The 26,675-nt window shown below is 63.0% G+C and carries 26 protein-coding genes; 10 read left to right on the forward strand and 16 right to left on the reverse strand.

Translation table 11 applies throughout. The features are described 5' to 3' along the window. The 5 genes from ACKTEK_RS08800 to ACKTEK_RS08820 form a co-directional block, all read left to right on the forward strand. A partial coding sequence (locus ACKTEK_RS08800) for a nitrous oxide reductase family maturation protein NosD (RefSeq protein ID WP_409164915.1) occupies nucleotides 1-1,158 on the forward strand: 1,158 nt, incomplete at its 5' end. Then, entirely contained in the window at nucleotides 1,137-2,066 is a 930-nt protein-coding gene (locus ACKTEK_RS08805) for an ATP-binding cassette domain-containing protein (RefSeq protein ID WP_409164916.1), read from the forward strand. The genes ACKTEK_RS08800 and ACKTEK_RS08805, both read left to right, overlap by 22 nt. Continuing rightward, complete coding sequence (locus tag ACKTEK_RS08810) at nucleotides 2,063-2,893, forward strand: ABC transporter permease (protein WP_409164917.1); 831 nt, start codon at nucleotides 2,063-2,065, stop codon at nucleotides 2,891-2,893. Before ACKTEK_RS08805 ends, ACKTEK_RS08810 begins: the two co-directional genes overlap by 4 nt. Then, nucleotides 2,890-3,456, forward strand: a complete 567-nt coding sequence (locus ACKTEK_RS08815) for a nitrous oxide reductase accessory protein NosL (RefSeq protein WP_409164918.1) — start codon at nucleotides 2,890-2,892, stop codon at nucleotides 3,454-3,456. Before ACKTEK_RS08810 ends, ACKTEK_RS08815 begins: the two co-directional genes overlap by 4 nt. Continuing rightward, nucleotides 3,453-4,397, forward strand: coding sequence for an FAD:protein FMN transferase (locus ACKTEK_RS08820; RefSeq protein ID WP_409164919.1), 945 nt, complete (start codon nucleotides 3,453-3,455; stop codon nucleotides 4,395-4,397). The genes ACKTEK_RS08815 and ACKTEK_RS08820 overlap by 4 nt, the downstream gene beginning before the upstream one ends. 12 nt (nucleotides 4,398-4,409) lie before the next feature. Here the strand turns inward: ACKTEK_RS08820 and ACKTEK_RS08825 are convergent, their stop codons facing one another. Then, nucleotides 4,410-5,591, reverse strand: a complete 1,182-nt coding sequence (locus ACKTEK_RS08825) for an NnrS family protein (RefSeq protein ID WP_409164920.1) — start codon at nucleotides 5,589-5,591, stop codon at nucleotides 4,410-4,412. A gap of 88 nt (nucleotides 5,592-5,679) precedes the next feature. On the opposite strand from ACKTEK_RS08825, the gene ACKTEK_RS08830 reads away from it, so the two are divergent. Continuing rightward, entirely contained in the window at nucleotides 5,680-6,378 is a 699-nt protein-coding gene (locus ACKTEK_RS08830) for a Crp/Fnr family transcriptional regulator (RefSeq protein WP_409164921.1), read from the forward strand. 12 nt (nucleotides 6,379-6,390) lie between these two features. Here the strand turns inward: ACKTEK_RS08830 and ACKTEK_RS08835 are convergent, their stop codons facing one another. The 5 genes from ACKTEK_RS08835 to ACKTEK_RS08855 all read right to left on the reverse strand — a co-directional run bounded on the left by ACKTEK_RS08835 (nucleotide 6,391) and on the right by ACKTEK_RS08855 (nucleotide 10,252). Continuing rightward, nucleotides 6,391-6,642, reverse strand: coding sequence for a DUF1858 domain-containing protein (locus ACKTEK_RS08835; RefSeq protein WP_409164922.1), 252 nt, complete (start codon nucleotides 6,640-6,642; stop codon nucleotides 6,391-6,393). A 315-nt stretch (nucleotides 6,643-6,957) separates the two neighbouring features. Then, nucleotides 6,958-7,581 (reverse strand): helix-turn-helix domain-containing protein, encoded by a 624-nt coding sequence (locus ACKTEK_RS08840; protein WP_409164923.1) that lies wholly within the window; start codon nucleotides 7,579-7,581, stop codon nucleotides 6,958-6,960. Beyond that, nucleotides 7,574-7,819, reverse strand: coding sequence for a helix-turn-helix transcriptional regulator (locus ACKTEK_RS08845; RefSeq protein WP_409164924.1), 246 nt, complete (start codon nucleotides 7,817-7,819; stop codon nucleotides 7,574-7,576). Before ACKTEK_RS08845 ends, ACKTEK_RS08840 begins: the two co-directional genes overlap by 8 nt. A 130-nt stretch (nucleotides 7,820-7,949) precedes the next feature. Next, the gene (locus ACKTEK_RS08850) at nucleotides 7,950-8,954 is read right to left on the reverse strand and encodes a hypothetical protein (RefSeq protein ID WP_409164925.1); all 1,005 of its coding nucleotides are present in this window, start codon (nucleotides 8,952-8,954) and stop codon (nucleotides 7,950-7,952) included. Continuing rightward, a complete protein-coding gene (locus ACKTEK_RS08855; RefSeq protein WP_409164926.1) occupies nucleotides 8,951-10,252 on the reverse strand; it encodes a tyrosine-type recombinase/integrase in 1,302 nt (433 codons plus the stop codon). The genes ACKTEK_RS08850 and ACKTEK_RS08855 overlap by 4 nt, the downstream gene beginning before the upstream one ends. Before the next feature lie 484 nt (nucleotides 10,253-10,736). On the opposite strand from ACKTEK_RS08855, the gene ACKTEK_RS08860 reads away from it, so the two are divergent. Genes ACKTEK_RS08860 through ACKTEK_RS08870 form a run of 3 tightly spaced genes read left to right on the forward strand, consistent with a single transcriptional unit; the run spans nucleotide 10,737 to nucleotide 12,454 of the window. After that, entirely contained in the window at nucleotides 10,737-11,045 is a 309-nt protein-coding gene (locus ACKTEK_RS08860) for a hypothetical protein (protein ID WP_409164927.1), read from the forward strand. A 44-nt stretch (nucleotides 11,046-11,089) separates the two neighbouring features. Next, complete coding sequence (locus ACKTEK_RS08865; protein WP_409164928.1) at nucleotides 11,090-11,626, forward strand: DUF421 domain-containing protein; 537 nt, start codon at nucleotides 11,090-11,092, stop codon at nucleotides 11,624-11,626. A gap of 21 nt (nucleotides 11,627-11,647) precedes the next feature. Beyond that, entirely contained in the window at nucleotides 11,648-12,454 is an 807-nt protein-coding gene (locus tag ACKTEK_RS08870) for a Crp/Fnr family transcriptional regulator (RefSeq protein ID WP_409164929.1), read from the forward strand. Here the strand turns inward: ACKTEK_RS08870 and ACKTEK_RS08875 are convergent. From ACKTEK_RS08875 to ACKTEK_RS08910, 8 genes are read right to left on the reverse strand one after another with little or no spacing between them, the layout of a single operon-like run. Beyond that, the gene (locus tag ACKTEK_RS08875; protein ID WP_409164930.1) at nucleotides 12,424-13,026 is read right to left on the reverse strand and encodes a class I SAM-dependent DNA methyltransferase; all 603 of its coding nucleotides are present in this window, start codon (nucleotides 13,024-13,026) and stop codon (nucleotides 12,424-12,426) included. The genes ACKTEK_RS08870 and ACKTEK_RS08875 overlap by 31 nt on opposite strands. After that, entirely contained in the window at nucleotides 13,023-13,730 is a 708-nt protein-coding gene (locus tag ACKTEK_RS08880) for a PIG-L deacetylase family protein (RefSeq protein WP_409164931.1), read from the reverse strand. The genes ACKTEK_RS08875 and ACKTEK_RS08880 overlap by 4 nt, the downstream gene beginning before the upstream one ends. Before the next feature lie 5 nt (nucleotides 13,731-13,735). Beyond that, on the reverse strand, nucleotides 13,736-14,833 hold the full coding sequence (locus ACKTEK_RS08885; protein WP_409164932.1) for an acyl-CoA dehydrogenase: 1,098 nt from the start codon (nucleotides 14,831-14,833) through the stop codon (nucleotides 13,736-13,738). Next, nucleotides 14,830-15,861, reverse strand: coding sequence for a glycosyltransferase (locus ACKTEK_RS08890; RefSeq protein ID WP_409164933.1), 1,032 nt, complete (start codon nucleotides 15,859-15,861; stop codon nucleotides 14,830-14,832). The genes ACKTEK_RS08885 and ACKTEK_RS08890 overlap by 4 nt, the downstream gene beginning before the upstream one ends. A gap of 2 nt (nucleotides 15,862-15,863) precedes the next feature. Beyond that, nucleotides 15,864-17,924 (reverse strand): catalase, encoded by a 2,061-nt coding sequence (locus ACKTEK_RS08895; RefSeq protein WP_409164934.1) that lies wholly within the window; start codon nucleotides 17,922-17,924, stop codon nucleotides 15,864-15,866. Nucleotides 17,925-17,947: 23 nt separating this feature from the next. Then, on the reverse strand, nucleotides 17,948-18,976 hold the full coding sequence (locus ACKTEK_RS08900) for a glycosyltransferase (protein WP_409164935.1): 1,029 nt from the start codon (nucleotides 18,974-18,976) through the stop codon (nucleotides 17,948-17,950). Then, nucleotides 18,973-19,887, reverse strand: a complete 915-nt coding sequence (locus ACKTEK_RS08905) for a glycosyltransferase family 2 protein (protein ID WP_409164936.1) — start codon at nucleotides 19,885-19,887, stop codon at nucleotides 18,973-18,975. Before ACKTEK_RS08905 ends, ACKTEK_RS08900 begins: the two co-directional genes overlap by 4 nt. 9 nt (nucleotides 19,888-19,896) lie before the next feature. After that, complete coding sequence (locus tag ACKTEK_RS08910) at nucleotides 19,897-21,342, reverse strand: glycosyltransferase family 2 protein (RefSeq protein ID WP_409164937.1); 1,446 nt, start codon at nucleotides 21,340-21,342, stop codon at nucleotides 19,897-19,899. Nucleotides 21,343-21,906: 564 nt separating this feature from the next. Here ACKTEK_RS08910 and ACKTEK_RS08915 point away from each other — a divergent pair. Next, nucleotides 21,907-22,323, forward strand: a complete 417-nt coding sequence (locus tag ACKTEK_RS08915; RefSeq protein ID WP_409164938.1) for a hypothetical protein — start codon at nucleotides 21,907-21,909, stop codon at nucleotides 22,321-22,323. Between the two features lie 33 nt (nucleotides 22,324-22,356). Here ACKTEK_RS08915 and ACKTEK_RS08920 read toward each other — a convergent pair whose 3' ends face one another. Together ACKTEK_RS08920 and ACKTEK_RS08925 are read right to left on the reverse strand one after the other, a co-directional pair. Further along, nucleotides 22,357-23,280 (reverse strand): response regulator, encoded by a 924-nt coding sequence (locus tag ACKTEK_RS08920; protein ID WP_409166139.1) that lies wholly within the window; start codon nucleotides 23,278-23,280, stop codon nucleotides 22,357-22,359. Then, nucleotides 23,270-26,644 (reverse strand): ATP-binding protein, encoded by a 3,375-nt coding sequence (locus ACKTEK_RS08925; protein WP_409164939.1) that lies wholly within the window; start codon nucleotides 26,642-26,644, stop codon nucleotides 23,270-23,272. Before ACKTEK_RS08925 ends, ACKTEK_RS08920 begins: the two co-directional genes overlap by 11 nt. Nucleotides 26,645-26,675: the final 31 nt, after the last annotated feature.

The following is a 26,675-nucleotide window of genomic DNA, read 5'->3' on the forward strand; positions in this document are numbered from 1 at the left end:
GCGATTGCTTCAGCACAATCCGGAGACCGGCTGCTACTGGCTGCCGGCCTCCACTCAGGCCCCGTCCTCGTCGACAAGTCGCTGTCACTGATCGGCGAGGATGGTGCCCACATCGATGCCGGCGGCACGGGGTCCGTCATTCTGGTCGATGCAGCCGATGTGTTCATCGAGAACCTGCAGATCACCGGGTCCGGCAGTTCACACGAAGAGATCGATTCCGGCGTCAAGCTGACGAAGAAGGCTGCACGTGCCGTGGTCCGCAACAATGTTCTGATCGGCAACCTTTATGGTGTCGACATTCATGGCGCCCGCGACACCCGCATTATCGGCAATGAAATCACCGGTCGCGATGACCACCGCATGAACCGCCGCGGCAATGGCGTCTATGTCTGGAATGCTCCGGGTTCTACCGTCGAGAACAACAGCTTCGAGCTTGGCCGCGACGGCATTTTCGTCAACACCAGCCGCAAGAACACATTCTCCGGAAACCGTTTCGAGAACCTGCGCTTTGCGGTCCACTACATGCATGCCCACGACAGCGTCGTGGCCGGCAATATCTCGATCGGCAATCACCTCGGTTACGCGATCATGTTCAGCGACCGGGTGACGATCCGCGACAATATTTCGATCCGCGATAGCCAACACGGCATCATGCTGAATTACGCCAACAACTCCATTGTGGAGGGCAACGCGGTCATCGGTGGTGGGGAGAAGTGCCTCTTCGTCTACAACGCCAACAAGAACATCATGCGCGGCAACCGGTTCGAAGCATGCCCCATCGGCGTTCACTTCACCGGCGGTTCGGCACGCAACGAAATCACCGGCAACGCATTCGTCGGCAACCGCACCCAGATCAAGTTCGTCTCCACCCGCAGCCATGTCTGGTCCGGCAATTACTGGAGCGACCACGCGGCCTACGACATTAACGGCGACGGTATCGCCGACCAGCCTTTCCGGCCAAACGATGCCATCGACCGCATTCTTTGGACCCAGCCGTCCGCGAAGCTGCTGGTCGGCAGCCCGGCGGTGCAATTGATCCGCTGGGCGCAGAAGAATTTCCCCGCATTGCTCCCTGGTGGCGTCGTCGACGACAAGCCGCTGATGAAACCGCACGCGTTGCCGGAGTTTGCACGCCGATGGAAGGCCAGCACGAAATGAACGCTTCAGTCGATATCAGTTCGGTCAGCAAGTCCTTCGGGGCCGTCCATGCCCTGGAGCGGGTTTCGCTCTCGGTCGCGCCCGGCGAGACGCTGGCGCTGCTCGGCCACAATGGCGCGGGCAAGACGACCCTGTTCCGCATACTGCTCGGCTTCATCGAGCCGGACAGCGGTGAAGCGCAAATCGGCAGCCTGAAAGCCGGCAGCCGGCAGGCCCGGCACATGATCTCCTATCTGCCGGAAAACGTCGCCTTTCCCAAGACGCTGACAGGCCGAGAAGTGGTCGAGCTTTATGCCGTTCTGAAAGGTTCCACAAAAATCGAGGCCGGACAGGCGCTTGAGAAAGTGGGTTTGGCGGAAGCGGCTTCACGGCGCTGCGGCACTTATTCCAAGGGCATGCGCCAGCGTCTCGGCCTTGCCCAGGCGATTGTCGGAAATCCGGGCATCCTGTTGCTGGACGAGCCGACTTCCGGCCTCGACCCGCTGTCGCGCCAGGATTTCTATCAATTGATCGCCGATCTGGCGGACAAGGGCACCTCGGTGCTGCTGTCTTCCCATGGCTTGAGTGAACTGGAAGCCCGAGCCAGCCGCGTCGCGATCTTGCGCAAGGGTAAGCTGGTTGCCGATGGTCCGCTCAACATATTGCAACGCGACGCAAGGCTGCCCACCCGCATCCGTGTGAAGACCGCTCCCGCCGATGTGGAGACGCTGCACCGCGAGTTTGGCGGACGGCGCATCAATGGCGCTTCGGTCGAGGTGACCTGCGAGCCGGACGAGAAAATGGCGATCCTAGCCGCCATTCATGAGCGTCCCGGCGAAATTGCCGATATCGAGGTGATCCCGCCGAGCCTAGATGAGGTCTACCGGCACTACTCCGCCTGCGACCCTGAGAAGGAGGCCCGGTCATGAATGCGCTTCTCGCCATTGCGTGCACGGAAGCCCGCCTCGGTTTCCGCAACAGTTGGGTGCTGCTGTCGACGGTAATCCTGACCGTCTTTGCGGTACTGCTAGTGCTGCTCGGTAGCGGCGCTTCGGGTCAGGTCGATGCGCCGCTTCTCAGCGTTTCCATCGCCAGCCTGTCGACCCTGTCGGTCTACCTCATTCCGCTGATCGCGCTGCTGCTGTCATTCGATGCAATCGCCGGCGAGATAGATCGCGGAACGCTTCAACTCGTGCTGGCGACACCGATCCCGCGCTGGCAGTTGCTGGCCGGCAAGTTCATAGGGCATCTGGCAGTGCTCGCCATCGCGATCATTGTCAGTTCCGGTGTCGCCGCCGGTCTCGCGATTGCACTCGATGATTATGCAGGTGCGCGACCGCTTGGCGATCTGGCGGCGCTAACGGCCACGAGCATCCTGCTCGGTGCTGTCTTTATTGCGATTGGCTATGTGGCCAGCGCCAGCGTGCGCCAGACGGGCACGGCGGCAGCACTCGCCGTCGGCATCTGGCTCGCCGCCGTCGTTCTCTACGATCTGGCGCTTCTCGGCGGCCTGCTTGCCAGTGGCGAGGGCGTGTTCGCACGCTCGGTCTTCCCCTGGCTCCTGCTGGTCAATCCGGCTGATGCCTTCCGTCTGTTCAACATGAGCGCAGCCGATGCCTCTCTCTTGCAGAACGGCCTTGGCTCGGTGTCCGGCAGTCCGCTGGCGCATAGCGCATGGGTGCTCGTCAGCCCGCTTGCCTGGACGCTTGCCGCCATCTCCTTCGCTGTTCTCCTGCTGAAAAGGGTCCGGCCATGAAACGCACTCTGTTCGCTATAGCTCTCTTCACCGTCACAGCGGCCCTTGGCGGCTGTTCCGAGGAAGAACAGAGCGCCGCCCTGCCCGCTCCGGTCGCCATGACCGAGGAAGCCGTCGGCCACTACTGCAATATGACCGTACTCGAACACGAAGGGCCTAAGGCGCAGATCCATCTGAAGGGATACGAGCACCCGGTCTGGTTCACACAGGTGCGCGATGCGGTGGCCTTTCTCAGGTCGCCGGAAGAACTGGCAGAAGCCGTAGTCACCTATGTGCACGACATGTCAAAAGCAGATAGCTGGGCGCATCCTGGCGACGGTGCATGGATCAATGCCGAAGATGCGCTCTACGTCATTGAAAGTACTCGAAAGGGCGGCATGAGCGCGCCGGAGGCAATACCGTTCGGCACGATGCAGGCCGCTGAAAAATTCATCGCCGAGAATGGCGGGCGCGCGGTGCACCTGGCCGAGATTCCCGACACTTACGTGTTGGGACCTGTCGACCTAACCTCCGTCAATGAAGAAGAAACGAACGCTCACGCGCATATGGGTTCAATGCAATGACCATCACCCGCAGACGTTTCATCGCAATCTCCGCTGCCACCGCCGCCTGCGGCATATCTGGCATCTCCACCGCTGCAGCCTCAACGCAGCAATGGCAGGGTGTGGCACTTGGTGCTCATGCGCAGATCCGGCTTGGCGGGCTGGAGGCATCGCGGGCGCAAAAGCTGCTCATCGCGGTTCGCAACGAGATCTCGCGGCTCGAGGACCTCTTCAGCCTTCACCGCCCGCAAAGCGCGCTCTGCCGATTGAACGCAGACGGGTTCCTTGCGGAGCCTGCGCCCGACCTGCTGGCGCTGGCGAGCCAGGTTTCGGCTGCCAATTCACTCAGCGAAGGGATTTTCGACCCGACCGTTCAACCCCTCTGGCAGACCTATGCCAAGGCCGGCGGGAAACCGAATGAGGACGCGCTTGCGCACGCCAGAAAGCTTGCTGGGTGGCACAAGGTCGCCGTGGATGTGGATCGCATCGTCTTGCCCGTCGGCGCCGCCCTCACATTCAATGGCATCGCCCAGGGCTTCGTGACCGACCGGATCGCCGACTACCTCCGCCGCAACGGCTTGAGCGAGGCGCTCGTCGAAGTCGGAGAAATCAGCGCAATCGGCGCGCCTTTGTACACGCGCGGTTGGCCTGTACATCTCGGCAACACCGATGGCCCTGCAGTGCGATTGCGCGATCGCGCAATCGCCACCAGCGCCCCTTCCGGAACGGTTTTCAGCGCCGATGGCGAGAGCCATCTCATCGATCCCGTTTCCGGTAAGCCGGCAACCTCCGACTGGCAACGCACGACTGTGGTTCACAAGTCCGCTGCCATGGCAGATGCACTGTCGACCGCTGCCGCTCTGATGCCGCTGGAAGCTGTGGAGCGGATGATCAAGTCCAGCGGCAATGCTGCGTTCATCGGCCAGCATGCCCGGCTCGGCGAAGTTCGGTTCGAAGTCTAAGAACCTCTGCCGTCACGATCCGCGCAGCCGTGACAGCGCGGGGCCAAGCGTGACGGCGAATGCGGCATACGCAACGATCCAGGACGTTGCCGCCAAATAGAGCAGTTCGACATAAGCCGCGGGCGCATATTCTGCAGAGAGCCGAGCAACAGTCGCCAGAAGAATTGCCGCGAAAGCCAGCTTGCCGCCTGCCCCCGCCCGCAGCTCCTGACCGGTGTGCCCGCGTGCCGCGCGCACCATGACGGCGAGCGTCATTGTGCCGAACGCACCGACCCCGAGCAAATGATAAGGTACCGCAGGAGGCATGGCTTCCGGCGCCAGAATGGTCATGCCCAGCGCCATCATGCCCACAGACAGCAGGGCGTAGGCCGCGTGCAGGATCCACACGAGCGGATCACGCAGAGTGCGATATCCGGCCCAGCGCGCGAGACGAAGCAATTGCATGGCCCCTGACGTGACAAGCAACAGCGCAGTCACCGTCATTTCCGGCAGCACAATCCAACCAGCAAGCGCCAGGCTCGTCACACCGATTGCCAACTTGTCGAACGGCCCGAATGACGCAGGCAAACGTCCGGGGTTTTCCCGCACCAGCCAGTTGCGGGTGAAGCTCGGTACAATGCGCCCGCCAATAATGACAGTGAGAAGCGTGGCTGCGGCAAAGGCCATGCGTCGCGCCAGAAGTGTGTCGTCCGCGAACACCGCTTGCCAGTGAAACAGTGCATTCGCACCCGTGAGTATGCCGAGCGGAATGAGAACTTTCAGGTTGCGCCAGTTGCCGCCTGATACGATTTCACGCGCGATAACGAGCGCGACGGCTATAAGGAAAGCACAATCGGCCATCATTGCTGCCTGCCAGCCGATCCATTGCGACATCAGCACCGCCAGCCTGCCCGCAATCCAGAGAGCAACCAGAATTATGAGCCCGGCGCCCTGCAACGGCATGCGTCCGGTCCAGTTGGGAACTGCGGTAAACAGAAATCCGGTGATGATCGCCGGCAGGAAGCCAAACAGCAGCTCATGCACATGCCATTCGACAGGCGCGAAATGCGTCGGCAAGATGATATTGCCGAACCATGCAGGCAACCAGAACGCAATCGACGCTGCGGCGTAGATGGCACCGGCAAGAAAGAAGGGCCTGAAGCCGTAGCTGAAAAGGGCCGGACCTGTATAGCCGCGCGTACGTGGGATGGACATGGTTTGGTTCCAAATACTGGACTAGGCTTCCAGACCTTATGACCAAGCGCGGTTCTCTCTTTGCAGTTGAGCAAGCTCTGAAGGAAACATGCTTCAAAAACTCGATGTGTCCCTGATCCGGGATCTGCCACCGTTCCGCGATTTGGACGAAAATGCCCTGGGTGAGCTCTTGATGCATGCCCGTTCCCACCGGATATCAAAGGACGCGAATATCTTTTCCCAAGGGCAGTCGGCGCAGGAATTTTTTCTGCTGCTGGATGGGCATCTGCGCGTCGTCAAGTTGACCCCCCAGGGCGAACAGTTCGTTCCGCGCTACATTTCCGCGGGAGAATTGTTCGGAATCGCAGTGGCGCTTGGCCTTGACGAATATCCAGCGACTGCGGTGGCTGCACGTGATTGCGTCGTGCTGTCCTGGCCCAATTCGCTGTGGTCGAACCTGATACAGCGGCATCCGACATTTGCGACCAATACCTACGCAATGGTCGGCCAGCGCCTTTCGGAAACCCAGCAGCAACTTGCGGCATTGGCGACCGAGTGCGTCGAGCAACGTGTGGCGCACGCAATTCTCAAACTGGCAAATCAGACCGGAAGGAAAACCGAAGACGGCATTGTCATCGACTTCCCGGTTACGCGTGAGGACATCTCGGATATGACCGGGACGACGCTTCATACGGTGTCCCGTCTTTTGAGCGCATGGGAAACGGCTGGATGGGTGAAATCCGGTCGCAAGCAGATCACCCTGACTGACGGCCATAGGCTGGTGATGATTGCAAGCGGCAAAAAGTAGCCGGAAGTGAGTTCATCGACGCTGCGATCTTTCGATCGCCTCGGCAATCTCTTCGAACAGCGCGTCGGGATCCAGGCCGTGCTCGCGCGCGGCATCCCCAGTGTCATGGAAAGAAGCCAGCAGGCAACCTACACACAACATGCGATTCCGGTTCATGACGGCGATCACTTCAGGATGCCCGGTCAGCAATTCATCCATTTTCGTGCTGGGTGAAATTGTTCCAGATCGCCTTTTCCGAGTGGCCATCAACGCTTCCGGCATCATCCACGCCTTTTAGAGATGCGGAAATGTAACCGGGCTCGCGCTATCGCTCATTGCATTAATGCAAACAGCTACATGGCAATCGAGTGAGCTAGATGGCCATATTCTAGGAAGGGTTCCTCCAAACAAGCAGGGCTTGCGTGCGGCGCATCGTGCAGCACGCATCTATCGTGTACCGCTTGCAAGGTGACCTACTAGCGAAGCGTCGGGAGCTCGCCCGCCCGTGTGGGAAAGGTCCGGAATACGGTCCCTAAACGCATGAGGCGCGCTAATTGCGCGCCTCACACAGTCTTGTCAGCCAGACAGGTCTGCACCAGCTCATGCGGTCGGCGGATCGATCCTCGGGAACCACCACCCCCGCGCGCAAAGCCCTCCAACGTTCAAGTTTGTTGGCGGGTATCGGCGGCCCTCTCGCTTCAAGCGGTGGTCATCCCACGCCTGCTTGGCGGCAGAGCCTTCTCGTAGGAAGAAGGGCTTACCCGGCTTTTCAGGTTCGTGGAACACGTCGTCGCCGAGCCAGCCGGCGCTAGTTGATGATTCCTGATGATTATCAGGACTCACGGTGACACTTGATTTGGGTCTCGGTGAGTCATTGGACTGATCACCAAGATCGTCCACGTCATCATCCTGATCGGCGGATTCTACCTCTCGTTCGGCAGCCTCATTGGCCAGCTTCGCCAGATTGATCCGGTACGTCGTGCCAATCGTGAAATGCGACGACCGCCGACGCTTCTTGCGGGAGATATACCCAGCCTTCTCGAGTTCAACGAGTGACCGACGAACGGAGGGCAGGCTGAAACCTGTGTCTGCCGCAATGGTTCGCTGCCTCGGCCAGCAAACGCCCTTCTCGTCTGCGCGGTCGCACAGGTACGTGAGTGTGACCTTTATCCGAGCAGGCCGGAAACGGAGTTTCAAAGCAAGGTTGCGCAGCCGATTACTCATGGCAGTTTCTCCCCTGATCCGGGAAAGCGCCAACGGAAGCCGTGGATGACGCCTTCCGGCTGGCGAGCCATTCCTCGAGATCTGCGCGCTTGTACCGGACGCTTCGACCGATCTTGTAAAACTCCGGGCCGCCGCCGCGCAGTCGCCAGGATTGCAACGTTCGGACGGGCAAGCCGAGCAGTTCGGCGACCTGGCCCTCCTTGAGATAAGTGTCAGAATTTGAAGTTGGTGAGTGCATTTGAGCTTTCTCCCGTACGTGTTGAGAGAGAGCACAAAAGGAAATCGAGCACTGGCGATCGTCAGATGTTTTTAGGAAGAATTCCGATCAAAACCGTCCGAAAATTCTCCGGTACACGATAGGCTGCACGTTAGATGCTAAGCGACTGATAAAGCGATAGTTCTTCCTTCGGCTTATTGCCGTAGTGGGCAAGCCATCCGGTCGAATTCAGCTCACCATATGAGCGCAAAAAAGTAAGACGCCTCATATCGTCATCCGGATCGAGGTTCGATAGTTCGTCCAGCAAGTCGATATTGATTTGGTCGGCTATGGTTCTGAGGGAACGGTCTTTGCTCGAGTACAGGGTCGGGTGGCCAAAGAGCGTAAGGCAGCATTGTATGAACTTGACCATTTCCAGATCTGGCGACGTTTCGTTTTTGTCCATCTTGCCCGTCGCATGGAAGGTGACTGGCCGTTCCAGGCAGAAGGCGTAAATCTCCATCAATCGCAGGAGGAGAAAGTTCTCAGGTTTCTGGCGCGTCAATTCCGAATTGATCGCCGTCAGGTTCAATTTCAATGCGTTGAGATGAATGGCGGCTGTGCCTTCATGACAGCGGATAGCAGTTTCTATGTAATTGCTGTGATCCTTGGACGTGAAGCTTTGCAGTGCCTGAGTAAACTGGACATGCTCACTGATCGCCAAAGCGACACGCTCATACCTGTTTTCGCTAAGCATATCCTGCAGGACGTTGCGGTGCTCCTTACGATCCACCCAGAGATCTGCATATCGCCACGCAGCAAGCCATGCGCGGGCGACAGCCAATCTGAGTTGTCGGGACGGTTGGTCCTGATCCAAGCCCAGTATCAGCCGTAGCAGCTTGGTGTGCAGTTCGGTCTCGATCCCACTACCGCTATCCGGATCACGCCACACGGCAGGCATCGTTCGACGATAACGCTCGTCCGTTTCCGGCGTCTGCAACGCGTAAGCATTAAGTTTCTTCAAGGCCGCTCTAACTGGCGATTCTGGGCGGGGCTCAGTGCGTTTCCCATAGACCCAGTTAAAGACAAGCCATGGGGGATAAACCTCCGGAAACCCTGACAGGCGATGAAACCCGTTCGGATTCCCGGTCCATTGGCTGTAGTCGATGGAGCTCATTTGCGAGATGTGGCTCTATTAGTGCCATTAGAGCCAGCTAAGCCGGCAGCAATGCGTTCGCCAAGCTCATCGGAGAGCGAGCGGATCGGATCCATGTCCCTGTTCACGTAGCGGCTGGTCATCGAGATATTGGCGTGCCGCAGCAGATGCCCGATCAGGAAAGCGTTCCCGCCGCTGCGCGCCGCGAATGTGCCGACCGTGTGCCGCAGGTCATGCAAACGCACATCCGGAATTTGCGCGTGATGGCGAACACGCTGCCATGCATTCTCGACCACTTCTTTCGCGAGGTGCCTTTGAGGGTCGCGGACGCGCGGCAGAACGAAGGGCGAGTCCTCGAACTGCAGTATGCCCTCAAGAATCTTTGCTGTGGCTTCGTTCATCGGATGCAATGCGCGGCCACCACCCTTTCGCGCGGGAAGCGACAAGGTGCGCGCATCAAGATCGACATGACGCCACTCGAGCGTGAGAACTTCGGAGAGGCGCGCGCCGGTGAAGAGCAGAAGGCGGATAGCCGCGAGCACGAATGGATCGACCGGAGTGCGTCGAGTTTCGACATCCTTGGGAAGATGCTTTTGCTTCGACGCTGGCGCCTTGATCGCCCATGGCAAACCGAGCTTCTCTGCTTCGTTCAGGACAGCGCCAAGACGTGTTAGCTCCTGATCGTCCAAGAAACGATCCCGATGGTTTTCCTTGTAGCGCTTAATACCGCGCACTGGATTGCTGAACTCCGATCGCATGCCCCACGCCTCGGCACAATTGAAAGCCTTGGAAATGACCGACAGCACGTAATTTGCCTGTCTTGGTATGGATGCCATTCCACTATGCAGCTTAGCGACATCCGCGCGTGTAACAGCGTCAGCGGGCAGTGTCCCAATCTTCGGCAGGATGATGCGTTGGACAAGATCACGGATGGTGGCCTGCGTGGACGGCGCATTATGCCGCTCGACGTGATCGATGAGGTATTTGTCGAATAGGTCTTTGACCTTGGGAGCCGTCCGTTTCTGCACCTTAAGCGCGATTGGATCCCGATTCTTGGAAACATCGACGAGCAACTCGCGCGCACACTTTCTAGCTTGATCAACGGTCAGCGTTCCGTAGCGACCCAGCGTCATCCGTCGAGAGCGTCCATGGCTGTTGCGATACTGGAGCACAAACGACTTCGTTCCCGATGGCAGCACCAGTAGCCCAAACCCGGCCACGGCGCTGTCCCACACGATCCGTCGTTTCCCATCGGCTTTTTCGGTATCGACAATCCGTTTACTGAGGTTAGGCATGGCTGGCTCACTGTGGTCGATCATCGCAAATCGCGACGCACCCAAAGTGCCATGTTTTGTCAGCACAGTGTCAGCAATTGAGTGCGAAACACAGCGTAGTGGATAGCAATGTGGAAAACTCAGATTAGATAATTGGATAAAGAAAACAGAACGTTACGCGCACAAACCAGCAAAGCCGCGTACTAGCATGCAGCGATTTGTAATCAGGGGGTCGCGGGTTCGACTCCTGCAGCCGGCACCAGCCATTCCGTCAGCTTTGCATCAATGCGTTCGGTCCTCTGGGAGCCTTGTCCAACCCGTGGGTGACGGCTGCCGAGTGACCTGGTCGCGCGTCCCCCGTTCCAGACCGGATCGCCATCAGGCTGATGGCTCGAATAATCGGGTTCCGGTAATGCGCAGTTGATTCCAGTCGCATCAATGGGGGCCGAGACACACGCCGCGATCACTCCCGCGATTGTCCCCGCCTTGGGCGATGGAACCAAATTTCGCCCAATCCCATTTCATCAGCATGGAAACGCGCATTTACCTGTTGAAGCCTGTTGCAGAGGCCAACGACCCGCAGTGGGACCTCGCCTCGAACCGCGGCGAAGTCTGGGTTCGCGCCCATTCGCCTGCGGACGCGCGGGTGGTCGCCAGCGAGGCGGAAATCGACTTTCTCGACATTGATGCAAAGCCTGCGCACGGAACCACGACAGAGTTCGCCAGCGCCTTCCGCAACATCAAGCTCTATGAGGCCCTCGAGTGGCACGGCGACGAGTATCCCGCCAATGGCCCGCGCGAGGTCGTGGCCGGACTGGACAGCACGTCCACCAGGTAGGCGCGGCTCCGGCGAAACCGAATTGACGAACGAGTGTATGTGATATGGAACCGGCTCAGACTTGGTTATCGGAGCCAGACCGCCTGCTCCACATAGCCGCTTCCTGCGCGGTGTTATTCTTCTACATCGTGGCGCTGACCAGGCTTTCGGGTAAGCGCACCACGGCAAACCTCAATAATTTCGACTGGATCATCACCGTAGGAATCGGCTCGCTGATGGCCTCCGGGATCCTCCTGCGCAACGTATCCATGCTGGACGCGATTCTGGCGGTCGCTGTGCTGGCCGCGCTGCAATGGCTGACCACGTGGGCTGCGATGAAATCGCGGCGGATCGCGAGGCTGGTGAAGTCGGAACCGCGCATCCTGCTGGAGAATGGCACGCTGCATACCGCCGCCGTCTCCAGCGAACGCATCTCGCGGGAGGAAGTCGACTCCGCCCTTCGGCGCGCAGGGCTTCCCGATCGCGGCGATGCCGCATGGGTCGTCATCGAGAATAACGGCGAACTGTCGGTCATCGCGCGCGACAAGAAGGCCGCGACCGGCAATGCCCTGCTTCGCGAACTGACCGAACGAACCGGATAGACCGACCATAGGACCTGTCTCATGACCGCGAACCATGATCGACCTGAAACGGAGACGACAAACGGCCTGAACGAGGCGCTGATCGCGACCACGCGCGCCCGGCTTGCCGAGGATGACCACACCGGCATGGTCGGGCGACTGGAAGGCCACCTGTGGGATCGCCTGCGCGAGGCGTGCAGCGACATCCGGCTCGTTGGCCCGAAGGAGTATCTTTCAAGGGCTGGTGAACCGATCACACAGAGCGCCCTTCTCCTCGACGGCATCATGGTGCGCAGCATCGCCCCTAGCAGCGCACGTCCTGAAAACCAGTTGATGGTGGCGATCCAGGTTCCGGGCGATTTCGTCGATCTCCATGGACTGCCGCTCGGGCGCCTTGACCACGACGTCCGCACCCTGACGGCATCTCGCGTCGCGTTCTTCCCCCATGATGCTCTCGAGGAGATCATGGAAGACGTCGAAGACGCCCGCGCGCTCTGGGAACTGACGATGATCGACGCCGCGATCCACCGGCACTGGACCTATCGAAGCGGGCGCCTGCGGGCGCTGGCGTCAATGGCCGATTTCCTGTGCGAGTACGACCTGCGCATGCAGCAGGCCGGTCGCGTTGTGGAAGACCGGCTGCCATTGCCGCTCATGCAGGCCGACCTGGCCGAGGTCACCGGCCTGTCCAAGGTCCATGTCAGTCGCGTCCTGAAGGACCTGCGTGATGCCGGCCTTTGCACGGTTCGCAATGGCGTAGCGGAAATCCACGACCGGCCCGGCCTGCGAAAGATCGCGGGATACGACCCGGCCTACCTCTACCTGCCAGAGTCCGCTCCGGTCGAGTGACCGGTCCGCGACGAGAACAGCGTGGCAATCCAGGTATCGCCGGCACACCGCGTGATCGCATGTTCCGGCCGCGCTTCGCGGAGTGCCGTTAGGAGCTGGTGTTCCACGTCGCTGGCGGTCAGCGTCGTCTGCGTGTCGCCGGTGTAGCCCGCGACGAGGCAATCCCCGCCGGGTGAGAGATCACGGACAACGCAGGCAATGGTGCACGCCAGTGCCTCTTCCTCCAGGTAGTAGAGAACTTCCGACAGCACGATCAGGTCCCACGGCCCCTCGGGCCAGTCCTGCGGAACCGCGGCGACTTCAAAGCGGGCATTGGAGATATGGCGCGCCCTCGCCCGTTCGATGGCGGTTGGCGCAAAGTCCAGTCCAAGCAAGGTTTCGCTGCGGTGCGCGATCTGCGCGCTCATGACGCCAATGGAACAGCCGACTTCCAGGACGCGGCCATATCTGGCGCGCGGGAGCAGTGCGAGGCAGCGGGCATACTTGTCTGCTTCGTAGGCACTGGTCTCGTAGCCCCACGGGTCCGGATTCTCCCGGTAGAGATGGTCGAAGGAGGCAGCGTCGCGGGTCATGCCGGTATGAAGATCTCGTCGGCCTCGACGAAATGCTGCGCGAGGTCGCGCGGCATCCGGAAGCCTTCGGGATCATCCGCGATCAGCCCGGTCATCTGCGAGCCGTGGGCAGCGATGGCACGTGCCTTGATGAAGCGGTAATCGGCGGTTGGAAAGCGGAGCATTCCCTCGCTGGACGCGCCTTCCACCGGCGTCTGCACGCGGCCCCAGACCGGGCAACCGAACAGCTTCGGGATTCGCTTTCGGCTCGCCAACCACTCACCGAGCCGCCAGACGCGCTGGTGGTCGGGGTGCGGGTCTCCGTTCCATGTCGTCCAGATGGCGGTGACGTCGAAGAACAGCGTGGAAATTCGCCGGCCGATGGTTCCAAACGCTTCCGCGCTGTCTGGCGCAGCCATGTCCGGATAGCCCAGCCAGACAATCGTGCCCCGGTCCCCGGTCAGGACCGAGACCGCATCGGCCAGTTCCCGGCGGCGCAGCGCCGAGAGTACATGCGGAGGATGGGTGCGCGAATTGGGATGCGAGCGTGCGCCGTCCGTCACCATCACGACATGAACCTGCCGCCCGGCACTTGAGGCTGCGGCGATCGCCCCGCCCATTGCGAGGGATTCATCGTCCGGATGGGGTACAAGCGCAAGGACATCGCCACTGCCCGCCAGTTGCTCAAGCGTGGCCGTCGGGGCATGCCGTGCGCGCGCCGCCATTCGGGTCAGCTGGACCACAGCGGACCCCAAGTCTCGCCGATTCCGGTTTCGGCGTCGCAGAGGGTCTTGCCGGCCAGCCGCAGCTTCCCGTCGAGATCGGCCTGCCGCAGGAAGAACGCGAGGTCGCGGCGAACACGCTCGACCGGTTGGCCGACCGCGAAGCTGCGCGCGCCCAGTGCCCTGTCGGCGATGGAGATGCCTTCCACGCACGCGGCCTCCACGGCTTCGCGCGCCATCAGCACCAGTGCCACCTCGCTTGGCCCGGCGCCGGGGGCCTCGATGCGCGCCGCGGCATCCTCGACCAGCAGACGCGCACCATGGGCAAGGCCCGCGATCCGCGCGACACGATGAAGCTGCGCCTCGGTAGCACCGTCCCCGAACGCTGCAACGGCGCTGCGCACCTCTTCGGCCAGCAGTTCGAGCCCGCCGACATGCAGCGCGACATAACGCCAGACACCACCCTGAAAGTGCGGCTCGCGTTCGTAGTCGCAGGGCTGCCCCAGCGGTTCGGCATCTATACCGGTGAAATCGTAGCTGCCTGACGCCGTGGCCCGCATGCCGGTGGTGTTCCAGCTGCTTGCATCTGCCCTTTCACCGGCTTCGACGGGCGCGAGCGCCATCTGCGTGCCGTCCGGGGTGGCAGCCGTCACCAGTGCACACCCGATGGTGCCAAGACCGGACGTGAAGCTCTTGCCACCGGTCAGGCCGAGGGCTGCATCCGGTGAATGAGCACCTTCCAAAGGTTTCGCACCGTTGGCACCCCACACGCCGTAGATCACGCCACGCGAAGCAGCGGCGAAATGGGCGTCACGCTGCGCCGATGTTCCGTAGACTGCGATCAGCCGTAGCGCGTTCATGTGTCCTTCGACCAGGCGGCCGACGGACAGGTTCGCCCGGCCGATCCGGCGCAGGAGGGTCACGCGCTCGATGACGGGCGTACGCGGGTCACACAGGTCGCCCAGCATGCCGGAGCGCACCATCAGCGCCATGTCGTGTGACAGGTTGCGGATGCCGGCATCGACCTCCTGTGCGTGGCGGGCAATTGTCGCCAGCGCGTCTGCCGGCGACAACGACGGATCGGGCGGCTTGAATGCGGCTGTCATGCGATTTGCCTTTCGGGTAGCGGCGGCTGCGCACCGAGAGCGGTGGCGAGCAGCGGCAGTTCCCGGCGGAGATCCGACAGCCGCATGCGTGTCCGACGCAGATCGGCGCGCCCGGCCTCGACCGTAGCCCATGTCCGCGTGAAGTCGCGATGCGCCATGCGCTGCCGCAGATCACCGCGCAACCGGTTGCGAAGGATGGTCTGGGCAGCCGGTTCGAGAAGCTCGTCGACCAGCGGATTGGCGTCTTTTATTCGAGAGGACAATGCATCAGCCATGCCGCCGGGCGCGCGGCCATCCAGCCGGCAGGTCGTCGTCACCTGCACGCGCGCGGAATGACGGACCCGAAAGCCGCATCGTTCGGCAAGATCGGCCAGCGCACGGTCCTCCCCGCAGCGCAGGTCGGCAAAGCCGCCAAGCGCCTCGTAGTGCGAAAGCCGAAGGGCGAGGCTTGCGCCCGCAGCGTTGAGGTGCGTCGGCTCCGGGTCCCAAGGCACCGGATCGAGAAGGCACCGCGCGGCAATCGTCAGCGCCATGTACTCCCCTTCAAGGGATCCGGAATTTGCGATCTCGGCGGGCAGGATCGCCGCTTCTTCCGGATCGGGAAGCACCGTGCCGCAGACAAGGTCCGCCCGGCCGAGTTCTGACAGGTTTGCATCGACCCAGTCGCGCGCCACCCTGGAATCGGCATCACTGACCATCACGGCCGCACGCTGCGAAAGACGGGAGCGGCAGGCGTTCACCGCAATGCGCCGCGCACGGCCAACCCCGCTGTCTGCTGGCGGCGAGCGATCATCGACCACGATGCCACTGGCACCGGACGAACGAAACCAGTCCACGGTGCGGGTGAAGGTGTCATCGTGGGACCCGTTGACGACCACGACGATGCCGCCGCGACCGCGCAGGCTCGCGGCAGCCGCATCAAGGCAGGCCGTGATCCGCTCGGCCTCGTTGCGCGCAGGGATGGTCACCGCCACGGGCCATGCCGTGGCGGTGCCGAATGCCAGGTGGTGCCGGGATAGATCGGCCATCATCAGGCGTCCCTCTCCCAGAAGCGCAGCGCCTTACAGGCCTTCAGGAAACCCTCGGCATCGTCCGCGCTGTCGATGGCGTGGACGCCGCCATCGGGGTCCTCCGGCACGGCTGCCGACCAGAAGTGGTTCTGCGCGTCGTCCGAGAGCGCGATGAACTTCTTGTGGGCGTGGGCATCCGCCAGAAACGTCCGCGCGCTGTGCATGCGCGCGAGCTTTGCAGCGCCCTCTGCGGAGGCAAGCACCGCGACGGCGTCGTAGAGAACGGACGGCGCACCATCGAGCTTCTGGTCGGCGGCGATCGTCCTGCCCCGGCTGGTCGTCACGCCGCCAACCTTCTCGGCCACGATCTCGACCGTGGCGCCGGCGTTCTTTGCGGCCTGCGAAAGGTCATCGAACAGAGCGCCGTCGATACCGTCGGTCACCAGTATGCCGAGCTTGCGGCCTGCAAAGGTCTCCGGCGGATTGGCGAGGATGCTGAGCGCGGGAGACGGCTCCGTCTCCACCACCTCGCGGGCAGGGATAGCGGCCTCGGGCATCTCGCCAAGGCCCAGACCGTCCGCCACCATCTCGGCGAGGTCGCCGTCGATATTGGGCAGGTGCGAGACGACACGCTCGCGGATGGCCGGGTTCTCGACCTTCGACAACTCGAAGATCAGTGCATCGGCGATGTGGCCCTGCTCCACCTCGGTCTGGCTGAGGTAGAACTGGCGTGCCTGGCTGTAGTGATCGGCGAAGGTCTCCGAACGAACCCGCTGCTTCACGCCGGTCTCTTCGACCTCGTAGGAGCGGAAGCCGCGTTCGGGGTCTTCGCGCGGGCCAAGCCCGTGGCTGTTGGGCTCGTAGTTGGCGCGGCCGCGCGGGTTGTGCATGGCCATGTGCCCGTCCTGCTGAAGATGGGCGAAGGGGCATTTCGGCGCGTTGATCGGCGTGTGGTTGAAGTTCGGGCTGCCGAGCCGCTTCAACTGGGTGTCGAGGTAGGAGAAGTTGCGCCCCTGCAGCAGCGGGTCGTTGGAATGGTCGATCCCCGGCACGATGTTACCGGTCTGGAAGGCGACCTGCTCGGTTTCGGCGAAGAAGTTGTCGACCATGCGGTCCAGCGTCATCGTGCCAACGATCCGCACCGGCACGTCTTCCTCGGGCACCAGCTTCGTCGCGTCGAGCACGTCGAAGGGGAAGCGCTCGGCGAAATCCTCGTCGAACACCTGCACGCCGAGGTCCCATTGCGGATAATCACCGGCGGTGATCGCATCCCAGAGGTCGCGCCGGTGGAAGTCGGGGTCCGCACCGTTGATCTTCACGGCCTCGTCCCAAAGCACGGACTGCACCCCGAGCCTCGGCTTCCAGTGGAACTTCACGAAGGACGACTTGCCGGCCGCGTTCACCAGCCTGAACGTGTGGACGCCGAACCCTTCCATGAAGCGGAAACTGCGCGGGATCGTGCGATCCGACATGATCCACATGACCATGTGCATCGCTTCCGGCATCAGTGAGATGAAATCCCAGAAGTTGTCATGGGCCGTCTGCGCTTGCGGAAAGGCGCGATCCGGCTCCTGCTTCGCCGCGTGGATCAGGTCGGGGAACTTGATCGCGTCCTGTATGAAGAAAACCGGGATGTTGTTCCCGACGAGGTCCCAGTTGCCCTCCTTTGTGTAGAACTTGACGGCAAAACCGCGCACGTCGCGGGCAAGATCGGGCGATCCCTTGTTGCCGGCGACCGTGGAGAAGCGCACGAAGATCTCCGTCTTCTCGCCGACCTCGGTGAGTACCTTCGCGCGCGTCAGGTCCGACAGGTCGTCGGTCAGCTCGAACGTGCCGTGGGCGCCGTAGCCGCGTGCGTGGACCACGCGCTCCGGAATGCGCTCGTGGTCGAAGTGGAACAGCTTCTCGCGGAAGATCTGGTCTTCCAGCAGGTGCGGTCCGCGCGGCGCAAGCTTCAACGAGTTCTGGTCGTCGGCGATCGGCATGCCAACCTGCGTGGTCATGGTTTCGTGGTCCTTGCCGGCGACCTGGTGGGTCTCGCCACCATTGCCGATGTTGGTCTGCTTGGTCGTCTTGCTCATGGTCTCGTTCCTCTCAGGAAGGGTCACGCGGTTGCGCGCGTTGCCTGCGGCACGGTTTCAAGCAGCCGTGCCCACTGCGCCGCGACGTGGGAGAGCCGGAATTCGGGCCGGGGTTCGGCAAACGGTGTCGCCGGCGCGGCGGCACGCCAGTCGGCGATCCGCGCGGCGATGGCATCAGCGTCTGTGGTGTCGATGCACTGGCCCGGACCGGAGGCGACCTCGTCGTTTGCGCCCAGCCCGCGATGCAGCAGCGCCGCGCAACCAACCGCATTGGCTTCGGCGATCACCAGTCCGAACGTCTCTGCGAAATGGTCCTGCGGATAGAAGAGGCAGAGCGCCCGGCGCATCCAGTCGATGAGGTCCGGTTGCGACAGCCGTCCGAGCGGCAGCACGCCCTCGGGGATGCGGCCTGTCGGCCAGTCGAGATAGCCGGGGTCGGCCACTGCCAGCCGCAGGTCGGGAAACCGTATCTTCAACCGCTCAAAGCGCTCGAAGACCTGCGCCAGTCCCTTGTGCGGCGAACTGGCAAATAGCAGCAGGTTCGGGTCGCGCGCGGTGCCATCCGGCGCAAGATCGTCGGCAATCGGATTGTGAACGTGGGTGATCGGCGGCGCGTCGTCGCCGAGCTCGCACTCCAGCCACCGCGCCTGCGAGCGCGACACGCAGATGATGTCCACGCCGTGCGCCTTCAGTGCGGGCGCAAGCCGCAGCGTGTGCCGGCCGGGAAAGACATGCAGCCAGACGTGAACACGGGCGTGCGGATGCAGCCGCGCAAGCTTCGGCGCGACCTTCAACGAGTTGACGACGACGATCCTGTCGGGGTTTTCGGGAAGCGGGCGACGCAGGTCGAGATCGGCGTAGGACACGCCCCCGGCAATCTCGACCGGAAGCTGACGCGCCGTCTGCCGCACGCGCACCGGCATGTGCGCGCTGAGGCTTTCGCATACCCGAACGAGCGTTGATTCCGTGCCGCCCAGCCCGGCGAGCGCGCCCGGCGCGCCGCTATAGGGGCGCGGTGCGACCGGATCGACGAAGGTGACGCCGCCGTTCATGCCGCCTCCTCCGCGCACGCGCCGAGAAGGGCTTCGAGCGACCCCGGTGCGCACAGACCGGCATTCGTGCACGACAGGAGCCGCACGCCCGTCAGGCTGATGGGGACCGGGTCCACCTGACGCGTTTCGAACCAGCGCTCCACCGCCGCCCAGACGCGCCGGCGGTCCGCCTGTCGGCGCGGGCTGTCGTAGTCGGTGTCGCCCTGCTGGGTCAGGCTGTCGGGTGTCTCGATCTTGGTCAGCAGCAGGTCCGGGATCACCCAGAGCGCTTCGCCTGCCATGATCAGCCGGTTTCGGAACTCGCGGTCCTCCTCGATGCAGTCGGAGAAGCCGCCCAGACGATCGAAGACGGAGCGGTGGAAGAGACCGGAATTGACGTGGGTCCAGTCTCCGGGGACGTGGGACGCCATCTGGAGATTGGGGAAGAAGTCATCGACCAGCGACAGGCTGCGCCGGATTTCCGTTCGCTGCCCGTCCGGCAGGATCAGCTCGTGATGGGTGAAGACGGCACCGACCTGCACCACGGTGCCAGGCTCGCGGCCGGACAGGCGCCAGTTCAGGCACGGATCGGCACAGATGGTCTCGTTGCCGATCACCCGCGCTTGCCGCAGGACCTTGTCGCGGTGCGGCAGGTCGTCGGAGTCGTGGAATGTCACCGCATCTGCCCCCGACAGCCAGATGCCGACATTCTTGGCCTGCGCGGTGCCCACGTTCTGCGCGAGCCGGACGCCGACGAAGCGCGGGTGATCCGCAAAGCTGCTGATGACATCGCCGGTGTCGTCGGTCGATCCGTCGTCGATCACGAACACGGTCGTGTCGGGATGGGACTGGCCGAGCGCGGCTTCGATGGCCTGCGGCAGGATGTGGGCCCGGTTGAACGTGGGAATGACGATGGCGACGCTGGGCAGCATGGTGAGCTCCTATGCAAGCTGGAGTGAGGCGCGATAGGCCGACAGGCGGCGCCTCGTGCCGAGGGCAAACGGGAACGGCAGGACGAGAAGCAGCGCGCCGAGACCGGCAAGCAGCGGAAGGCCGGGGACGAGCAGCAGGAGAAGCCCCGCAAGCGCCAGCGCCGGCATGAGCGGACCAAGCGACGCGCCACCGGACCCGACATCCTTCGAGGTGCGGCGGAAGCTTCCCGAGCAGCCGAGAAGCGCGTCCACGGTCCCCATCGCCGAGGGCAGGACCAGCACGAGACGCGAGGAAAGCGCGACCAGCAGGGCCGGAAATTCGGCGCGCCCCGAACGCATGACCGAGATGAACAGCGGCAGGCAGACCGACAGCCCGACGAGCAGCAGCCCGAAGCCGGAGAGCGACGTGAGATCGGCCGCAGCATGTGGGTCGAGACCTGCGGCAAGCGCCAGCCCGCCGCCGATCAGCCCGCCAGCCATCGGCAGGGCGAAATTGGTCCAGGCGGTCAGTTGCGCCGCGACATGAAGCGCTGCCGACAGCGACAGACCGGAAAAGCCCGTGAGGATCGTGCCGACATTGCCTGCGGCCCAGCGGTAGCGCTGTTGGGCGAGCCCCGCGACATCCAGCGGCAGCAGCCCGCGACCGGCAACACGGTCGACGAACCGGCCACGGAAACCCAGACGCCGCAGGCGCAGACCGAGCTCCGCATCCTCGGTGATGGTATCGCCGCTCCACTGCCCGGCGGCTTCGAGCGCGCTGCGGCGGATCACACTCAAGGTTCCCGTCAGCAGCATGGCGTCGGCACCATCGGCCTGCGGCGCATGGCGGTGAAAATAGTCGGCAAGTTCCAGCGAGATGCCGGCAACCTGTGCGCCGTCGTTGCGATAGGCCTGGGGGAACTGGAAGAAGTCGTCGTCGCGACGGGCAATCTCGGCTGCCGCAATCGCCAGGAAGTCCGGGGAGACTTCGTAGTCGGCATCGACGATCACGATGTGGGTCGCAGCCCGGTCGGTGCGCGACAGGGCGATGTTCAGCGCGCCGGCCTTCGCACCCTTCACGCCGTCCTCATGGAAGAAGCAGAACTGCGGCCCCAACCGGTCGCACAGGTCACTGACCGGCTGCCACAGCGTCGGGTCTGCCGTGTTGTTGTCGAGGACGATGACCTCGAACTGCGGCGCGCCGACCTGCCCTGCGAGCGAGCGAACCGTGCGGGATACCAGCGCGGGCGGCTCTTCATGGGTGGCGATGTGAACGGAAAAGATCGGCGACGGCGTTCCGGCTGCATCGTCCTGGCGCACGGGGCCGCGAAAGGAGACGCTGGCGGCAACCTGAAGCGCCGCGATGAGCCCCTGCGCGCCAAGCGCGAGCGCAACGATCGCCATCGCTGCGAGCGGTGCCACGAGGCCAAGCGCCACCGTCGTGAGGAATGCACCTCTGCTGTCGAGACGGAACATTCGGGGGTCTCCGAGAAACGAACCGCACCGCCGATGGGTGCGTACTGGCTCTACAATCTCGGGGGACCGACTTCCGTTCCGGTAACATTTGTTATGCGGGGGCAGCCGGGTCTTTGGCGCGTCGCGTCGGTACCGTGCGCCGTCTCCCTCCCCATCACGATCGGCGAAAGTTCATGTGAGCTATTTCGCATGCGTAAAACAGATTCATGACTGCCGCGCCGCTTTTCCGTTCTGGTGATCGACCCCGATAACCCCAACTGCGACATGCTGCAAAACATCTTCCAGGTGACGACGGCGCTGCGCCGACCCATGGCGATGATCATCGCTCGTTCCGACCCCGGTCCTGAAGGGTGTCGGCCACGTGTTCAACTGTGGAGTTGTCAACTTTGCCAGCATGCCGTTGCAGGCCAACGCGAGGCTGGAACCAGGCTTTGAAGCAGGTCGAGCGGCAACTTGAGGGCAGAAAGCCCGCTCCGCCCACCGATTAACCCTCCACAAACCATCCCCTTCCCTGAATGCACTTATTGGTTGTATTGAATGGCAACATTCAATTTGGGGTTGGGTATGAAAAACGTAATCAGCGCTGTGCTCGCGGCCAGCGTTCTCGCGGGCTGCGCGCAATCGGCGAGCCGCATTCCGGCGCAATATGTAAGCGATATCCAGTACGCACCGCTGGACTGCAACCAGATACGCGGCGAGATGGCCCGCGTAGCGACGCGCGTGAACGAGATCAGCCAGAAGCAGGACCAGTCGGCCAATGCCGACGCCATCTCCATGACGGTTGGCCTCGTGGTATTCTGGCCGGCGCTGTTCGTGCTCGCGGCCACGCCCGACCAGAAGGAAGAACTGGGTCGCCTCAAGGGCGAGTACCAGGCGCTTCAGCGCGCCGGACAGCAGAAGAACTGCGGGATCGAGCCGCCTGCCCCGCCGCAGAAGCCGCCGGGCGGGACCGGGGACGCGGGCTACACGCCGGACGTTTAGGGCATCGCCCCGCCCGTAGGCGCAACACTCGTCCTAGAGTTCCGACCACAGCACCCGCACGGCCATGGTCGCGGCGGCGGTGCGGTTCTCGATGCCGAGCTTGTTGAATATCTGCTCCAGGTGCTTGTTCACCGTGCGCGGCGACATGTCGAGGATCTCGGCAATTTCCTTGTTGGACTTGCCGTGGGTGATCCAGATCAGCACGCCCGCCTCGCGGATCGTCAGCCCGAAGGCGTTCGACAGCCGCTCCTCGTCGCCGCCATTGGTGCAATCCACCAGACGCAGCAGCACCTCGGCGTGATCGCTCGCATCCAGCAAGCGGAACTCGATGCTGGCGGACACGCCCTTCAGCGTCGTGGATGGCACGGTTGAGGGATCAGATTCCGCTGCCGTCTGAAGCCACTCCACGATCTCCCACGGCATCCGGTCGCCTGTCCCGTGGCGCAGGCCTGCAGAGATCATCAGGCTTTCGGCCTGATGCGTGGCCCAGCGGATTTCGCCGTGTAGCGTGGTGGCGACAATCCGGCGGCCAGTGCGGTCCAGCGCCTTGCGCGCCGACATCGCCTTGCGCGCATTGGCGAGGTGCACCTGGATGCGGGCGAAGAGTTCATCCAGCGGCAGCGGCTTGGTGACGAAGTCCACCCCGCCGCTGGCCAGAGCCCGCACGACATGACTGGTCTCGTTGGAGCCTGTCATGAAGATCACCGGGATATCCGTGAAACCCGGTTCGCCCTTGATGATCTCGCAAGTCTCGAACCCGTCCATGCCCGGCATCTTGGCATCCATCAGCACGAGGTCGGGCTGATGCGCGTGGATCTTGTTGAGGGCGCTGCGCCCGCTCGTTGCCAGGTCGACGTCGAAGCCCGACATCGTCAGCGCATCGCGCAGCATCGAGAGTGTTTCCTGGGAATCGTCGACCACCAGAACGCGGGCGTCCAGTCCGGTTTCAAGCGCCATGGCCACGGGCGTCCTCCAGAATGTTCAGGAACCGGTCCATCCGGTATCCGGCCATTAGGTCAATGAGGTGCGTGCAGAACCGCTTCGTTGCCGGGTGCGTCTGCCGCGTCTCCTCTAAAAGCGCGCGAACCGAGCGGTCCAGCCCGGCGCGCGCCAATATGGCGAGCTGGTCCAGCGTATCGGCAGCCGGCAGCTCGTGCGTTTCGAAGGTCATCTCGGGTTCATCGCCCTGCGCGGCGGCACTGGCATGAATCCATTGCACGCCGGTGAGCGCGCCGATGGTTTCCAGCAGGTCCTGAACCGCGAAGGGCTTGGTCAGGTAGGCATCGTGAAGCTGGCGGTTTTCGGGCACGTTGCGCTCGTTGCCCGCATCAGCCGACACCATCACCACGGGCAGGTCCGGGCCGTGGCGGTGGCGGATGCGGCTGGCAACCTCCCAGCCCGAGAGGTCCGGCATCGAAACATCGAGCAGAACGATGTCGGGCCGGTGTAGCGCCAGCGTCGAGAGACACGCGTGCCCGTTCGCCGCCGGCATCACGCGGAACCCCAGCGGCCGCAGCAGGTCCAGCACCAGCGCGCGGTGCGCCGGGTCGTCATCGGTCACTAGGATGGTGCGCCGCCGGCCCTGGTAACCGATGACAGGGCGCATCGTGTCGGCGCTCTCCTCGCCCTGCTGGGCCGATGGCAGCATCAGGCGCACCACGAAGGTCGTGCCCTGCCCGACCTCGCTGTTGACCGCGAGATCGCCGCCCATCACGTCGAGCAGCAGGTGGGTGATGGTCAGTCCCAGACCTGTCCCCGGCGCCATGCCGGCGCTGGTGTCCGGGGCGCCACGCTCGAACGGCAGGAAAACGCGCTCAAGGTCTTCCTGCGGGATGCCGGGGCCGGTGTCCTGCACCGTCAGGGTCGCGATGTCGTTGCGGTACGCGATCGAGAACGTGACCTTGCCGGTCTCGGTGAACTTCACCGCGTTGGACAGCAGATTGATGAGCACCTGCCGCAACCGCTTGTCATCGGTGAAGACGTAGGCCGGCATGCCGGTCAGCGCGTTGAACTCGAAGCCGATGCCCTTGGACTGCGCCTGCAGCGTGAACATATCGACGATCTGGTCCAGCAGCGGGCGCAGCGCAACCTTGTGGCGGTCGATCTCGACCTTGCCTGCCTCGATCTTGGAAATCTCCAGCAAGCCCTCGATCATCCCGGCGAGGTGTTCGCCCGAACGCTTGATGGTGCGTGCCGCATTCGCGACCAGCGGCTTGGGATCCTTCTCACGGTCGAGCAGCTGCGCATAGCCGAGGATCGCGTTCAGCGGCGTGCGAAGTTCGTGGCTCAGGCCCACCACGTACTTGCTCTTGGCGATGTTTGCCTTTTCCGCGACCTCTTTGGCCTCCTGCAGCTGGCGGTCGGTCTCCTGGTGGGCGTCGATCTCCGCCAGCAGCAGCTGGGTGTGGCGCCGGGCTTCTTCTTCGGCAAAGTTGCGGCTGTCCTGCGTCAGCACGAAGAGCCACACGATGACGCCGGAAATCAGCAGCACGATCACGAACATCTTCGACAGCGTCAGGCCGATGGAGTGGTTTCCCGGCGGGCCGATGGTGCTTTCCACGTAGATCAGCCCGAACAGCATGCCGACGATGGTCAGCGTCAGGACCATCAGCGCGCAGTAGCGGGCAAGCGTGGTGCCCGCCCAAGCCGCAACCGTTGCAGGCAAGTGCCGGGTCGCGAAATTGCGAACCTGGTCACCGAGGCGCGCGTCGGTCTTGCAGGCATCGCCGCAGCGCGCGTCCAGTGAACAGCACAGCGAGCAGATCGGCCCGGAATAAACCGGGCAGCGGGCCATGTCCTCGGTGTCGAACTCGTACTCGCAGATGCAGCACTGGATGCGCTCCAGCCCCTTCCAGCCCTGCTCCGGCGTGCGCGCGATATAGAAGGCGCTGCGCGTCGCCATCGCGATCAGCGGCACGAGGCAGAACGGCACGACGAGCGCCACGTAGGAGTAGAGCGCCTCGATCTCCGACCCGAACAGGCCGAAATATGCCAGCAATGCCAGCGCGATGCCGGCGAACATCGCCCCGAATCCGACCGGGTTGATGTCGTAAAGGTGGGCGCGCTTGAACTCGATGTGCCTGGGCGAAAGGCCGAGCGGCTTGTTGATGACGAGGTCGGCGACGATGGCACTGACCCATGCAACGGCGACGATGGAATAGAGCCCGAGGATGTGCTCCAGCGCCTTGTAGACGCCGAACTCCATCAGCAGCAGGCTGATCACCACGTTGAACACCAGCCAGACGACGCGGCCGGGATGGCTGTGGGTCAGGCGCGAGAAGAAGTTCGACCACGCAATCGACCCGGCATAGGAGTTGGTGACGTTGATCTTGAACTGGCAGATGACGACGAAGATGCCGGTCAGCCCCAGCGCCAGCTCCGGCTGCGCGAGCATCTTGCCGAAGACCGTCAGGTACATGTGCACCGGGTCGGAGGCGAGCTCGAACGGTACCCCGCTCTGGAAGGCATAGAAGGCAAGGAACGAGCCGGCGAAAATCTTCAGCGCCCCGATGATGACCCAGCCCGGACCGGCGGTCAGCATCGCCATCCACCACTTGCGGCGGGTCTTGGGCGTGGGGCGCGGTAGAAAGCGCAGGTAGTCCACCTGCTCGCCGATCTGCGCCATCAGCGAAAACAGCACGGCGGATGCCGCCCCGAACTGCACCAGCGAGAAGTTGCCGCCGACCGCCCCGTGCAGGCCGGTATAGCCGGTCCACTGGCGCACCGATTCCATGCTCTGGGCGGCGATGAACACGAAGGGCGCGAGTTGCAGCACCAGCCAGAACGGCTGCGTCCATGCCTGGAACCGGCTGATGAAGGTCACGCCGTGCGTCACCAGCGGTATGACGAGCAACGCCGAGATGACGTAGCCGACGGCCAGCGGGATGCCGAGAACGAGTTGGAGCGCGGTCGCAAGGATCGCCGCCTCGATGGCGAAGAAGATGAAGGTGAAGCTCGCATAGATCAGCGAGGTGATGGTCGAGCCGATATAGCCGAAGCCCGCCCCGCGCGTCAGCAGGTCGATATCCACGCCCGAGCGCGCAGCATTGTAGGAAATCGGGATACCGGCGAGGAAGATCAGCGTGCATGTCACCAGGATGGCGATCGCCGCATTGAAGAACCCGTAGTTCAGCGTGATCGCGCCGCCGATGGCCTCCAGCGCGAGGAACGACACCGCGCCGATGGCGGTGTTGGCAATGCGGGACGTCGAGAAGCGGCGCACGCCATACGCGGTAAAGCGCAGGGCATAATCCTCGAGCGTCTCGTTGGCGACCCACTTGTTATAGGTCCGCCGGATACGCGGAACACGTTCAGCCAGCACCCGTCATCTTCCCGTTGCGTCCGGTTCCCGG

Origin of the sequence: Tepidamorphus sp. 3E244, assembly GCF_046159835.1 — a bacterium.
In the GTDB taxonomy this organism is placed as follows: Bacteria; Pseudomonadota; Alphaproteobacteria; order Rhizobiales; family Tepidamorphaceae; genus JACKJK01.